This window comes from Pseudarthrobacter sp. B4EP4b, from assembly GCF_006680095.1.
In the GTDB taxonomy this organism is placed as follows: domain Bacteria; phylum Actinomycetota; class Actinomycetes; order Actinomycetales; family Micrococcaceae; genus Arthrobacter.
This window is the reverse complement of sequence record NZ_VHIJ01000019.1, coordinates 1-13,763: the sequence shown is the minus strand read 5'-3', so window position 1 is coordinate 13,763 and position 13,763 is coordinate 1. Positions and strand designations below refer to the sequence as shown.

General features: G+C 64.7%; 12 protein-coding genes and 1 pseudogene. 12 read left to right on the top strand and 1 reads right to left on the bottom strand.

The annotated features are described in order from the left end of the window. Positions 1 to 23 precede the first annotated feature (23 nt). Complete coding sequence (locus FNL14_RS07030) at positions 24 to 857, top strand: undecaprenyl-diphosphate phosphatase (RefSeq protein WP_142058818.1); 834 nt, start codon at positions 24 to 26, stop codon at positions 855 to 857. A 15-nt stretch (positions 858 to 872) separates the two neighbouring features. After that, positions 873 to 2,150: a cysteine--1-D-myo-inosityl 2-amino-2-deoxy-alpha-D-glucopyranoside ligase gene (gene mshC / locus FNL14_RS07025; RefSeq protein WP_142058816.1), complete on the top strand. Its 1,278-nt coding sequence runs from the start codon at positions 873 to 875 to the stop codon at positions 2,148 to 2,150. A gap of 72 nt (positions 2,151 to 2,222) precedes the next feature. Here mshC and FNL14_RS07020 read toward each other — a convergent pair whose 3' ends face one another. Beyond that, positions 2,223 to 3,128 carry a PAC2 family protein gene (locus tag FNL14_RS07020; protein ID WP_142058814.1) on the bottom strand — a complete coding sequence of 302 codons (906 nt, stop codon included), beginning with the start codon at positions 3,126 to 3,128 and terminating at the stop codon, positions 2,223 to 2,225. Positions 3,129 to 3,278: 150 nt separating this feature from the next. On the opposite strand from FNL14_RS07020, the gene FNL14_RS07015 reads away from it, so the two are divergent. From FNL14_RS07015 to FNL14_RS06970, 10 genes and pseudogenes are all read left to right on the top strand, one after another. Next, positions 3,279 to 4,055: an HAD family phosphatase gene (locus FNL14_RS07015; protein ID WP_142058812.1), complete on the top strand. Its 777-nt coding sequence runs from the start codon at positions 3,279 to 3,281 to the stop codon at positions 4,053 to 4,055. Further along, on the top strand, positions 4,048 to 5,214 hold the full coding sequence (locus tag FNL14_RS07010; protein ID WP_142058810.1) for a site-2 protease family protein: 1,167 nt from the start codon (positions 4,048 to 4,050) through the stop codon (positions 5,212 to 5,214). The genes FNL14_RS07015 and FNL14_RS07010 overlap by 8 nt, the downstream gene beginning before the upstream one ends. A 96-nt stretch (positions 5,215 to 5,310) precedes the next feature. Then, entirely contained in the window at positions 5,311 to 6,363 is a 1,053-nt protein-coding gene (locus FNL14_RS07005) for a tRNA (adenine-N1)-methyltransferase (RefSeq protein ID WP_091418887.1), read from the top strand. Between the two features lie 94 nt (positions 6,364 to 6,457). Then, positions 6,458 to 8,209, top strand: coding sequence for a proteasome ATPase (gene arc, locus FNL14_RS07000; protein ID WP_091418888.1), 1,752 nt, complete (start codon positions 6,458 to 6,460; stop codon positions 8,207 to 8,209). Continuing rightward, entirely contained in the window at positions 8,206 to 9,879 is a 1,674-nt protein-coding gene (gene dop / locus FNL14_RS06995; RefSeq protein WP_091418890.1) for a depupylase/deamidase Dop, read from the top strand. The genes arc and dop overlap by 4 nt, the downstream gene beginning before the upstream one ends. An 84-nt stretch (positions 9,880 to 9,963) precedes the next feature. Then, positions 9,964 to 10,167: a ubiquitin-like protein Pup gene (locus FNL14_RS06990; protein ID WP_091418892.1), complete on the top strand. Its 204-nt coding sequence runs from the start codon at positions 9,964 to 9,966 to the stop codon at positions 10,165 to 10,167. 80 nt (positions 10,168 to 10,247) lie between these two features. Further along, a complete protein-coding gene (gene prcB / locus FNL14_RS06985; RefSeq protein WP_091418894.1) occupies positions 10,248 to 11,069 on the top strand; it encodes a proteasome subunit beta in 822 nt (273 codons plus the stop codon). A gap of 2 nt (positions 11,070 to 11,071) precedes the next feature. After that, complete coding sequence (prcA, locus tag FNL14_RS06980; protein ID WP_091418895.1) at positions 11,072 to 11,782, top strand: proteasome subunit alpha; 711 nt, start codon at positions 11,072 to 11,074, stop codon at positions 11,780 to 11,782. A gap of 8 nt (positions 11,783 to 11,790) precedes the next feature. Continuing rightward, positions 11,791 to 13,155, top strand: coding sequence for a Pup--protein ligase (gene pafA / locus FNL14_RS06975; RefSeq protein ID WP_091418897.1), 1,365 nt, complete (start codon positions 11,791 to 11,793; stop codon positions 13,153 to 13,155). A gap of 113 nt (positions 13,156 to 13,268) precedes the next feature. Beyond that, positions 13,269 to 13,763, top strand: a pseudogene (locus tag FNL14_RS06970) (peptidylprolyl isomerase); the annotation flags it as partial.

The window sequence follows — 13,763 nt, the reverse complement described above, 5'->3', positions numbered from 1 at the left end:
CTGCCATGCCGTAGGGTCTTAGCGTGAACTGGTTTGAGGCGGCCCTGTTGGGCCTTGTGCAGGGACTGACCGAATTTCTACCTATTTCATCGAGTGCGCACCTGAGGATTGTGGGGCAGTTCCTGCCCAATGCCGAGGATCCCGGCGCAGCTTTCACCGCCATCACCCAGCTCGGAACCGAAACCGCGGTGCTCATCTACTTCTGGCGGGACATTGTCCGGATCGTCAAGGCGTGGGCAGGTTCACTGACCGGAAAAGTATCCCGGCAGGACCCGGACGCCCGGATGGGCTGGCTCGTCATCCTGGGCAGCCTCCCCATCATCGTCCTGGGCCTGCTGTTCCAGGACCAGATTGAATCGGTCCTCCGCAGCATGTGGATCGTCGCCACCATGCTGATTGTGTTCGGCCTGATCCTGGCTGTTGCGGACGCCATTGGCAAGCAGAAGCGCGACCTGAACCATCTCACCTACAAGCACGGCATCCTCTTTGGCTTTGCGCAGGCCATGGCCCTGATCCCCGGCGTATCCCGGTCCGGCGGCACCATCACTGCCGGCCTCCTGATGGGCTACACCCGTGAAGCCGCCGCGCGCTACTCCTTCCTGCTGGCCATTCCGGCCGTTTTCGGCAGCGGACTCTTCCAGCTGTACAAAACAATGTCCAAGGAAGGCATCACGGGCCCTTACGGCCTGCCGGAAACAGCCCTCGCCACCGTCATCGCCCTCGTGGTGGGCTACGTCATCATCGGTTGGTTCCTCAAATTCGTTTCCACCCGCAGCTACCGCCTGTTTGTCTGGTACCGGATCCTCCTGGGCCTCGCCCTGTACCTGCTTCTCGGTTTCGGTGTCATCAGCGCCTAGCACTAGGCTTGGTCTGTGAAATCCTGGACTTCCCGCCCTGTCCCTGACGTGCCCGGCAACATGCCTGCCATCCGGTTGTTCGACACTGCCTTAGGGCGCGAGGCAGCCCTGGAACCGGACGGGCAGCCGTCCATGTATGTCTGCGGCATCACCCCTTATGACGCGACGCACATGGGGCATGCCGCCAGCTACGTCGCGTTCGATCTCCTGAACCGGGCCTGGCGGGACGCCGGCCATCCCGTGTCGTACGTCCAGAACGTCACGGACGTGGATGATCCGCTGCTGGAACGCGCCACAGCAACCGGCGTGGACTGGCGGGACCTTGCGGCCAGCCAGATCGAACTCTTCCAAACGGACATGGAGGCGCTGAACGTCCTCGCTCCGGACCACTACGTCGGCGCCGTCGAATCCATCTCCCTGATCGTTCCGGAAGTAGAGCGCCTGGTCAGCCTCGGGCTGGCTTACAAGGTGGAAGGCACCAACGGAGAGCCTGACGGCGATGTCTATTACGACGTCGAAGCAGCCGGCAAGCAGTCCGTGTCGCCGGACGCCTGGACGCTGGGTTCGATCTCCGGGCTCGCCGAAAGCGAAATGCTGGAGCTTTTCGCCGAACGCGGCGGAGATCCCGGCCGGTCCGGCAAGCGGCAGGCGCTGGATCCGCTGCTGTGGCGTGTGGCGCGGGAAGGCGAGCCGAGCTGGCCCGGCGGCAGCCTCGGAGCAGGGCGGCCCGGCTGGCACATCGAATGCACGGTGATCGCGCAGAAGTACCTGCCCTCGCCCTTCACTGTCCAGGGCGGCGGCTCCGACCTCATTTTCCCGCACCACGAAATGGGAGCCGGCCACGCCTATTCCCTCGCCGGTGTCCCGCTCGCAAAGCACTACGCCCACGCCGGAATGGTGGGCCTGGACGGCGAGAAGATGAGCAAGTCCAAGGGCAACCTGGTGCTGGTCTCGAAGCTGCGGGCCGCAGGGGAGGACCCGGCCGCCATCCGCCTGGCCATCCTTGCCCACCACTACCGTTCGGACTGGTCCTGGACTGAAGAAGGTTTCGAGGCCGCGAAAGCAGACCTGGCCGCGTGGCGCCAGGCGCTGGCCTTCGCTCCCGCCGGCTCGGCATCCGCCCTGATCGCGGAAATGCGCGCAGCCCTGGCTGCCGACCTCAACGCTCCAGCGGCTCTTGCGGCTGTCTCCCGTTGGGCTGAAAAAGCGAACGCCGGCGAAACCCCGGCCAGCGGCGAGGACCAGGCATTGGTGCGGGACGCCGTCGACGCCCTCCTCGGCATCCGGCTCTAAAAGAGCTGCCTCCGGACCTGCCCGAATGGCAGGTCCGGAGGCAGTCTCAGGGCTCCGGCGGGCCTGTACCGGCTAGGGCCGGTCCTGGCCCCGGCGTTTGAGGTAGCGTTCAAACTCGCGGGCGATGGACTCACCCGTTGCTTCCGGAAGATCGGCCGTGTCCTTCGCCTCTTCAAGCTGCCGGACATAGGCTGCGATTTCGGGATCTTCGGTGGCCAGTTCGTCCACGCCCCGCTCCCACGCGTCGGCTTCCTCCGCCAGTTCATGCGTGTCCAGCGGCACCTGGAGCAGCTCCTCGATGCGGTGCAGGAGTGCCAGCTGCGCCTTCGGCGAAGGAGCCTGCGCAACGTAGTGCGGAACCGCCGCCCAGAGCGAGACCGTGGGGATCCCGGCCAGCAGCGAAACCTCGGAGAGGACTCCCACGATTCCCACCGGCCCCTCATACTGTGACGCTTCCAGGTTCATGCGTTCGCGCAGCGGCCCGTCGTCGGAGGAGGTACTCACGGGAATGGGCCGGCTGTGGGGAACGTCCGCCAGCAGGGCGCCCACCAGGATGACGTAGTCAACGTTCAGCGCTTCGGCATGGACCAGGAGTTCGGCCGTGTACGCGCGCCATTTATAGGACGGCTCGGTGCCCTGGACAAAGATGACGTCCACGTTGGAATTGGGGGCGCTGGCTTTGTAGATGCGCGTGGAGGGCCACTTGATCTTACGTTCGCCGGCAGCGTTCCTGCGGATGGTGGGGCGCGTGAACTGGAAATCGTAGTACTCGTCGGCGTCGATGGACGCCACCTTCTTGCCGCCCCACAGCTTGTTCAGGTACCGCAGCGAGTCGCTTGCGGCCTCTCCGGCATCATTCCAGCCTTCAAAGGCGGCAAGCATCACTGTCACGCGCTGTCCGTCAGGCACAGGCTGCAGGAACCGTTCGCGGGCGGGTCCTGCCCCCGGGTCGGTGGTGTCTCCCTCGAAGCTATTCATTTCTTCACCCTACGTCCAAGGAGCAGGGTGTTGCATTGAATGAAGCGCCGAAAAATGCACTGTCCGCGCCGTATACGGCAGCAACGGGTCCCGTATTCGCCCAAGGCGTAGCCCCAGCTCCCGTTCAGGCTGTCCCCGTAGACTGGGTGGATGCGACAGCCAGCCACACCTTCCCCGCTGAGAGCCGTCCTGTGGGACATGGACGGCACCATAGTGGACACCGAGCCCTACTGGATCGCAGCCGAGCACGCACTGGTTGAAGCCCACGGCGGAACCTGGTCCCATGAACAGGCCATGCAGCTGGTGGGCCAGTCGCTGACATTCTCGGCCGGTCTCCTCCAGCAGGCCGGAGTGGATCTGGGCATACGGCAGATTATCGACACGCTGACCGCCGAAGTGGTGGCGAGCGTCCGGCAGCAGGTGCCCTGGCGGCCGGGCGCCCGGGAACTGTTGGAAAACCTGCACCAGGCGGGCGTGAGGTGCGCGCTTGTCACCATGTCTGAGGGGCCTCTGGCCCGTGAAGTGGTGGCCAGCCTTCCCCGCCCGTACTTCGAAGTGGTGGTCACCGGGGACTCGGTGGCGCAGGGCAAACCACACCCCGAGGCCTACCTGAAGGCAGTGGAACAGCTCCAGGAATCCGATCCGGACCTTTCCCTGAAACACTGCGTTGCACTTGAAGACTCAACTCCGGGCGTGGCGGCCGCGGTGGCCTCCGGCGTGGCCACCGTTGCCATTCCACATATAGTCCCGCTGCCTGAAAGCGAACGCTACATTCTTTGGGATTCCCTGGCCGGCCGGTCCCTCGCCGATCTGGAGGACCTGCTCCTGGCCCGCTCCCGTCCGAAGGAATCCGCTGGGTACGGGACTGCCCTGCATGAACCGGCAACACTGGAAGGGGCCGGAGCTCCGGGGGCCGTCCATGACTGAGACGGCCACTCCGGTCCGCCGTGAAGGCATCCCGCTGGGGCGGATTGCCGGCGTTCCGGTTGTCCTGGCCTATTCCTGGTTCATCATCGCAGCGTTCACGGTAGTTGTTTTCGGGCCGGTCCTTGACCGGAGCAACCCGGCGCTCGGAGTCAGTGCGTACGTCATCGCGTTCGCCTATGCGGTGCTTCTGCTGATCTCAGTCCTGGTCCACGAACTCGCCCATGCCCTGACGGCCAGAATCTACGGCTGGCCCACACAAAAGATTGTGCTCAACCTGTGGGGCGGGCACACCCAGTTCGACAGCTTCACGGCCACTCCGGGACGCTCCGTCCTGGTGGCATTGGCCGGTCCTGCCGCCAATTTTGTCCTGGCCGCCGGCGCCTGGCTGGTTCATGACTCCGACAGCCTGGGCAGTGTCGCTGAAATGCTCATCAACATCTTTATGTGGTCCAACTTCGTCCTCGGCGTCTTCAACGTCCTTCCCGGACTACCCCTGGACGGCGGCCGGCTGGTGGAGTCGGCGGTGTGGAAGGCCACCGGCAGCCAGGCTAAGGGCACCGTGGCGGCAGGCTGGGGTGGCCGCGTGATCGTGATCCTGCTCGGCTACTGGTTCATCCTCCGCCCTCTATTGGCCGGCGGTTCACCTGACTTCGGCAACCTGATGATTACCATCCTGGTGGCCGGATTCCTGTGGATGGGTGCCTCCGCAGCCATCCAGCAGGGAACCCTGCGGGGACGGCTGCACCTGGTCAGTGCGGCAGGATTGTCGACGCCGGCCGTCGGACTGCCAGCCACCGCGTCAGTCCAGGAAGCACTCCGGATGGGAGCGCCGTCGTCTATCTCCGTAGTGGTCTGCGCCGCGGACGGGCGGCCGCAAGGCGTTGTGGATCCGGCCGCCCTGCAATCCGTTCCGCCCGCCGCTGCCGGAACCACGCCCCTCAGTGCGGTGTCCTACGCCCTCGCCGCCGGAGCCTACGTGCCCGAATGGTCGAAAGGGCAGGAACTCCTGCACTTCCTGTCGCAGCTCGAAGGCCGCCACTACGCCGTCGTTGACCACAACGGCAAGGTGACCGGGCTGCTCTCGCAGGAAGCGGTACTGGCCGCCATTACCGGCAGGCGTCCGCGGCCGGATGGGCGCCCGCAGGGCAGGAACCGGTAGAGTTACCTGCCGGCAGTGCATTGCCGCCGCCACAGCCTGACGTCTTCAGCGACGTTCGCGCGGGGGCGCAACAGTTTTACAGGAGCGAGGAAAATCATGAGCAGCGAAACTGCCGTCAACGAAGCCGCCGCGGCAGCCCAACCCGGTGTTGGCCCCGGAGCCTCGCAGCCGGTGGGAGCTGCCCGCCGCCGCGGACCGTTTCGCGAAGGCGAACGCGTCCAGCTGACGGACGAGCGCGGCCGGATGAACACTGTCACCCTCGAACGGGGCGGAGCCTTCCATACCCACCGCGGCTTCCTGAACCACGATGACATCATCGGCAAGGTGGACGGCTCCGTTGTGGTGAACAACGTTGGCCAGCAGTACCAGACGCTGCGCCCGCTGCTCTCGGACTTCGTCCTCTCCATGCCCCGCGGCGCTGCCGTTGTCTATCCCAAAGATGCCGGCCAGATCATCACCATGGCGGACATCTTCCCCGGCGCACGGGTAGTGGAGGCGGGCGTGGGCTCCGGCGCCCTGTCCATCTCCCTTCTTCGCGCGGTGGGGGACAGCGGTTACTTGCACTCCTTCGAACGGCGTGAAGAATTCGCGGACATCGCCCGCGGGAACGTCGAGACCATCTTCGGCGGCCCGCACCCGGCGTGGCAGATCACCCTGGGCGACTTCCAGGAGGAAGTTGTCCGGACAGAGGAGCCCGGCTCCGTGGACCGGGTGGTCCTGGATATGCTCGCTCCCTGGGAATGCCTTGACGCCGTGGCAACGGTCCTCGCGCCGGGCGGCGTATGGATCAACTACGTGGCCACCGTCACCCAATTGTCGCGGACAGCCGAAGCCATCCGCGCCGATGGCCGGTTCACCGAACCCGATGCCTGGGAGTCCATGGTTCGCGGCTGGCACCTCGAGGGCCTCGCCGTCCGCCCCGATCACCGGATGGTGGCGCACACCGGATTCCTGCTGGTCACACGCCGGCTGGCCGACGGCGTCACGGGCATCTCCGTCAAGCGCCGCCCTTCGAAGACGGACTTCAACGAAGAGGATGTCAACGCCTGGACACCCGGAGCGGTAGGGGAGCGGCTGGTCTCGGACAAGAAGCTCCGGCGCGCTGCCAGGGACGCGATTGCGGGGACGAACGTCGTGGACACGCCTTAGATCAAGATCTAGTCCATATTTCGGGAGTCTCCATCCCTACCTGCCATCTTGGGGCTAAGGTCTTAATAGAAGCGCAGGAAGGGGCTGATACATCATGGAGACGCCAAACCAGGACTCCGGACGTACACCGGCAGAGCAGTCTGCCGCCAACGACCTCTCGGTTGCCGACCGCCAGGTCAACATCCTCCGGGACAAGCTCAGGCACATCGACCGGCAGTTGGCCGCGGCAACGCAGAACAACACCAAGCTGGTCACCATGCTTGAAGCCGCGAAGGCCGAGATTCTCCGGCTGAAGAACGCGTTGGACCAGGAAGGACAACCTCCTTACAGCTTTGGCACCATTCTCCAGCTGAATCCGCGGCGCCAGCCCTCTCCGGGCAACAGCGGGCAGGCAGCCACCGAAGAATCGGTGGACATCTTTAATGCGGGCCGGAAGATGCGGGTGGGCATCAGCCCGCTGGTGAACATCAACCAACTGGCGGTGGGCCAGGAAGTCCTCCTTAACGAGGCACTGCTCGTTGTGGCCGGGCTTGGCTATGAGCGCGCAGGTGAACTGGCCACCCTGAAGGAAATGCTCGGCGCGGACCGCGTCCTCGTGGTGGGACGGGCCGACGAAGAGCGGGTGGTCCGGCTGTCCGGAGCGCTCCTGGCCGAAAAGCTCCGCGTGGGCGATGCCCTCTCGATCGACTCCAGGACCGGGTACGCGCTGGAGAAAGTGCCCCGGTCCGAGGTGGAGAACCTGGTCCTCGAAGAGGTCCCGGACATCACCTATGAGGATATCGGCGGGCTCGGGCCGCAGATCGAGCAGATCCGCGACGCCGTGGAACTGCCGTTCCTGCACCCCGACCTTTACCGGGAACACGGGCTGAAGGCGCCCAAGGGCATCCTGCTCTACGGCCCTCCCGGCTGCGGCAAGACCCTCATCGCCAAGGCGGTGGCCAATTCGCTGGCCGCCCGCGCGGCAGAGCGCTCAGGAAACGTGGACCTCAAGAGCTACTTCCTGAACATCAAGGGCCCCGAGCTCCTGGACAAGTACGTGGGTGAAACCGAACGGCACATCCGCCTCATCTTTTCCCGCGCACGGGAGAAGGCGTCCGACGGCAGCCCCGTCGTGGTGTTTTTCGACGAGATGGATTCGCTGTTCCGCACGCGCGGCACGGGGATTTCCTCCGACGTCGAAACAACCATCGTTCCCCAGCTTCTGAGCGAGATCGACGGCGTTGAGCGGCTGGACAACGTCATCGTCATTGGTGCGTCCAACCGCGAGGACATGATCGACCCCGCCATCCTCCGGCCCGGCCGGCTGGACGTCAAGGTCAAGATCCACCGCCCGGATGCCGAGGCGGCCGCAGACATCTTCAACAAGTACATCACCACGGACCTGCCGTTCCACGAGTCCGACCTCGCCGAGCACAACGGCGACGTCCAGGCCACAGTGGACGCCATGGTCCAACGCACCGTGGAAGCCATGTACTCCACGGACAAGTCCAATGAATTCCTGGAAGTCACCTACGCCAACGGCGATACCGAAATGCTGTACTTCAAGGACTTCAACTCCGGCGCCGTGGTCCAGAACGTAGTGGACCGGGCCAAGAAGTACGCCATCAAGGACCTCCTCACCACGCACCAGAAGGGCCTTCGGATCGAGCACCTGCTCCGTGCCGTGGTGGACGAATTCCGCGAGCACGAAGACATGCCCAACACCACTAATCCGGACGACTGGGCACGTATCTCGGGCAAAAAGGGCGAACGGATCACATACATCCGCACCATCGTCCAGGGCAAGGCGGGCCAGGAGCCAGGAAAGTCGATCGAAACAATGCCGACCACAGGGCAGTATCTATGACGGCAGCGCAGGAACCCGCCGCCGGGGGCGCCCTCCCCGTGGGCGGGGCCATGCGTGTCATGGGAGCAGAAACCGAATACGGCATCCATGCCCCGTCCGCCCCGTCCGCCAACGCCACCATGATGAGCGCCCGCGTGGTGCAGGCGTATGCCCAGGTAACACGCCAGCGTGCCGCCGGCGGCGCGGAAACCCGGTGGGACTATACGGATGAAGAACCCCTGCACGACGCCCGCGGCTGGACCGTGGACAGGGGCTCGGCGCACCCCAGCCAACTCACTGACCAGCCACCGGTGCTGGATGCCGAAGCGGTGGCACTGGCCTACGGCCGGGAGGAGCTGGAGCTCGACGGGCAGGACGAGTCCGGCACCCTCCTCATGAATATGGTCCTCGGCAACGGGGCCAGGCTGTACGTGGACCACGCACACCCCGAGTACTCAAGCCCCGAGGTGACCAACCCGCGGGACGCAGTCACCTGGGACGCGGCGGGAGACCTCGTTGCCCTGGCCACGGTAAGGCGGCTGGCGGCAGACCCCGACCTGCCGCCCGTAAACCTGTACAAAAACAACACGGACAACAAATCCGTGTCCTACGGCTCTCACGAGAACTACCTCATGCCACGGTCGGTACCTTTTGGAGACATCGTCCGGGGCCTGACGCCCTTTTTCGTCAGCCGGCAGATCCTTTGTGGATCCGGGCGGGTAGGGATTGGCCAGGACGCATCGGCCCCGGGTTACCAGATCAGCCAGCGGGCCGATTTCTTCGAAGCCGAAGTGGGCCTGGAAACCACCATCCGGCGTCCCATCATCAACACCAGGGACGAGCCGCACGCGACGGCGGACAAGTACCGGCGCCTGCACGTGATCATTGGCGACGCCAACCTCAGCCAGGTCTCCAACTACCTGAAATTCGGGACCACCTCCCTGGTCCTCAGCCTGATCGAGGCAGGTCTTGCACCGAAGGTTGAGGTCCACGAACCCGTCTCCGCCCTGCAGGCAATCAGCCACGATACCTCCCTGACCGCCACCGTCCGGCTCTCCGACGGCAGGCGGGTTACGGCCCTGGACCTGCAATGGATGTACCACGAGGCAGCGGCCAAGCTGGCGCAGGACACCGGCGTGGGCGACGCCCTGGACGGTGACGGGCACACGCATGACGTCTTGGACCGCTGGGCCATGGTGCTCACCCAGCTGGACAACGACCGGGCAGCGGCCGCCAGCTCCGTGGAATGGGTTGCCAAGCTCTCGCTCCTGGAGGGTTACCGCGACCGCGACGGACTTCAGTGGAACGATGCCCGGCTGGGGCTGATCGACCTCCAATGGGCGGACATCAGGCCCGAGAAAGGCCTCTACTACCGTCTCCTGGCCAGGAACCGCATGGACAGGGTCGTCGACGACGCCGCCATAGCAGCGGCGGTGGCCGAGCCGCCGTCGGACACCCGCGCGTTCTTCCGGGGGAAGTGCGTCAGCAGCTTCGGCAAGGACGTGGTGGGGGCCAGCTGGGACTCGGTGATCTTCGATGTCCCGGGCTACGGAAGGCTCCAGCGCGTGCCCACCCGGGAACCCTTGAAAGGAACCAAAGCGTTGACCGGCGCGTTGTTCGCACGCTACCGGGAAGCAGGCCCGTTCCTTGGAGAGCTGCTGGGACACAGCACCGCTCCGCCTGCGGCATAAACCGCGCCGGAGGGACCGCTTCGTGGCAGGATGGGCATATCGGAAGATCCGCCGGATCTGACGACAGGAAAGGGAGAGGTAACAATGGCAGGCCAGGAGCAGCAGCAGCCCCAATCGCGCGACGACCAGGTCGACGAGGACATCCCCGAGGCACCCCCGGCGCCGCCCGAAGCACAGGCATCAGCAGCCACCGAAGGGGTCGATGACCTTCTCGACGAAATCGATGGAGTGCTGGAATCCAACGCTGAGGAGTTCGTGCGCGCCTTCGTCCAAAAAGGCGGCCAGTAACCCGGACCGGAGGGTGGCGGAAGCCGCGGCCGGCCGGAATCTGTACCGACGTTGAAGAACTACGTTCAAGGAGTGCATGAGTGCAGGAATCAACCGCCAACCGGGTAGCCGCCAACGCCACCTCGTCCTTCACCGAACATCTGCAACGGGACCGGCCCGAGCTCCTGCCCTATAACAGGGGACTCCAGTCGGCTGCGCCCGGCGCCGCTCCGCTGCAGGTGCCGCATGCCACCACCATCGTCGCGTTGAGCTATGCCGGCGGCGTGCTGATGGCGGGGGACCGGCGGGCCACCATGGGCAACGTGATTGCCAGCAGGCACATTGAAAAAGTCTTCCCGGCGGACCGTTACTCCGTCCTGGGGATCGCCGGTACTGCCGGCATCGCCATAGACCTCACCCGCCTGTTCCAGGTGGAACTCGAACACTACGAGAAGATCGAAGGCACGTTGCTCAGCCTGGAAGGCAAGGCCAACCGGCTGGGGGCAATGATCCGCGGCAACCTTCCCCTGGCACTGCAAGGGCTCGCCGTAGTGCCGCTCTTCGCAGGCTTCGACACCAGTGCCGGCGTCGGAAGGCTTTTCTCCTACGACGTCACGGGCGGCCGGTACGAAGAACACGAGCACCACACGGTGGGCTCGGGTTCGGTCTTTGCCCGGGGGGCCCTGAAGAAGCTGTGGCGGCCCAACCTGAACGAAGCCGAAGCCGTCTCCGTCGCCGTCGAAGCCCTCTACGATGCGGCCGACGACGATTCGGCGACCGGCGGCCCGGACACCGTCCGGAAGTTGTGGCCAGTGATCTACACCGTGGACAGGACAGGTGCCCGGCGGGTGGCTGAAAACGAACTCGCTGCCGCCGCGACCAACGTCATCGAATCCCGTACCAACGCTGGACGGGAGGCCTGACAATGACACAGCAGTTTTATGTATCACCTGAGCAGCTGATGAAGGACCGTGCGGATTTCGCACGGAAGGGCATTGCCCGCGGCCGGTCTGTCGCCGTGATCAGCTGCGCGGACGGCATCGCGCTGGTAGCCGAGAACCCCTCGCCGTCCCTGCACAAGATCGGCGAGATTTACGACAAGATCGCGTTCGCCGCCGTCGGAAAATACAACGAATTCGAAAGCCTCCGGCAGGCCGGGGTGCGGTACGCCGATGTCCGTGGCTACTCCTACGACCGCGAGGACGTCACCGCCCGCGGGCTCGCCAGTGTTTACGCACAAAGCCTGGGCGCCGTGTTCACCGCAGAACAGAAGCCCTTCGAGGTGGAACTGGCAGTAGCGGAGGTAGGCCCCACACAGGCTGAGGACCATCTCTACCGGCTGACTTTCGATGGTTCCATCGCGGACGAACACCAGTTCGTAGTCATGGGCGGACAGGCGGACAAGGTATCCTCGGCCATCGATGAGGGGTGGCGCAGTTCGCTCAGCTTCGCCGACGCCCTCCGGCTGGCCATGGCCGCGCTCGTCCCGGCCACCGAGTCTGATGCCCAGCCGAAGGCATTGCCGGCCACGGCGGTGGAAGTTGCCGTCCTGGACAGGCAGTCGGAGAGTTCACGCGGTTCACGGCGCGCTTTCCGCCGGCTTGACGACGCGGATATCACTGCACTGCTGGCCTAGGAGGAAACATGGACAAGAGAATCTTCGGTATCGAAACGGAATTCGGGATTTCGTATTCCAGCCCCGACTCGAGGCCTCTTGCCCCGGAGGAGGTGGCCCGGTACCTCTTCCGCAAGGTGGTCAGCTGGGGCCGGTCATCCAACGTCTTCCTCACCAACGGCTCACGGCTGTACCTGGATGTAGGGTCGCACCCCGAATATGCCACAGCCGAGTGTGACGACCTCGCGCAGTTGATCGCCCATGACCGTGCCGGAGAACTGATCCTCGATGACCTGGTGGACGAGGCCCAGGCACGGCTCGCGGCGGAGGGCTTCAACGGCACGGTCTACCTTTTCAAGAACAACACGGACTCGGCCGGGAACTCCTACGGCAGCCACGAGAACTACCTGATTCCCCGCCGCGGGGAATTCTCCAGGCTCGCCGAGATCCTGATTCCTTTCCTGGTCACCCGTCAGCTTATTGCCGGGGCGGGGAAGATCCTCAAGACCCCGCACGGGGCCACCTTCGCCTTCTCCCAGCGGGCAGACCACATCTGGGAAGGGGTGTCCTCCGCCACCACCCGGTCACGGCCCATCATCAACACCAGGGACGAGCCGCACGCGGACGCCGAGTTCTACCGGCGGCTGCACGTTATTGTGGGTGACTCGAACATGTCCGAAGCCACGGCCCTGATGAAAGTGGGCACGGTGGACCTGGTCCTGCGCATGATCGAGGCCGGGGTGATCATGCGGGACATGCGGATGGAAAACCCCATCCGCAGCATCCGTGAAATCTCCCACGACCTCAGCGGCCGGGCGCTGGTCCGGCTTGCCAACGGGCGCCAACTGACGGCATTGGAGATCCAGCAGGAATACCTGACCAAGGTGACGGCGTTCGTCAAAGAGCACGGCGCGCACAACCCGCATGTTCCCTTGATCCTTGACCTGTGGGAGCGGACCCTGAAGGCCATCGAAAGCGGTGACACCCGCGGTATTGACACGGAGATCGACTGGGCCATCAAGAAGAAGTTGATGGACAACTACCGCGAACGCCACGGGCTGGGCCTGGACGCCCCGCGCATAGCCCAGCTGGACCTCACCTACCATGACATTTCCCGCAGCCGGGGCCTGTATTACCTTCTGCAGTCCCGCGGGGCAGTGCGGCGGATCGTGGACGATACCGTCATCAAGGACGCCGTGGACGCACCCCCGCAAACAACGCGGGCGAAACTTCGCGGTGATTTCGTCCGGCGGGCCCAGGAGCTGGGCCGGGACTACACCGTGGACTGGGTGCACCTGAAACTGAATGACAGGGCCCACCAGACCATCCTGTGCAAGGATCCCTTCCGCAGCGTTGATGACCGGGTGGACGCTCTTCTGGACTCTATGGGCTGACACTCAGGTTCGGAGGCTATTCTGGATAGGGCCTTTAATCGGGCCCTTCCGCGGTACTGCCCGCCCAGGCGTGGGTCGCCGCCTCCATCCTGCCCCGACGAAAGTTCTCTTACGTGCGCCGACTACTAGCAATCCTTCTTCCCGCTCTGCTGCTGCTGACCGCCTGCGGCGGTTCTTCGGCAGGGCCGGAACCCACAAGCAAGCCTGCTGGCGAGACTGCGAAGTTCGACTCCCTCAAACTGACTGACAACGGGGACAAAAAGGCCCCTGGCGTGGAATTCGACAAGCCGCTGGAAGTGGCTGACCCCACTATCAAGGTGGTCACCGAGGGCAGCGGCGAACCAGTGAAGGCCAACCAGATCGCCAACATCTCAATCCTGGCCCTGAACGGCAGCGACGGGTCCACGCTGGAAGATACGTTCGCCGGCGAGCCGGAACCGCTCGAACTGGACGAGAAACTGAAGACCGGCAGCGAGGTCATCTACAACGCGTTCGTTGGCGCGAAGGTAGGCTCCAGCCTTGCACTGGCTGTGCCCGGCCAGCAGGGTGCAGCTGCCCCCAGCCCCTCTGACGGCGCCAGCCCCGCCCCCTCTCCCGCAGCCCCGCCC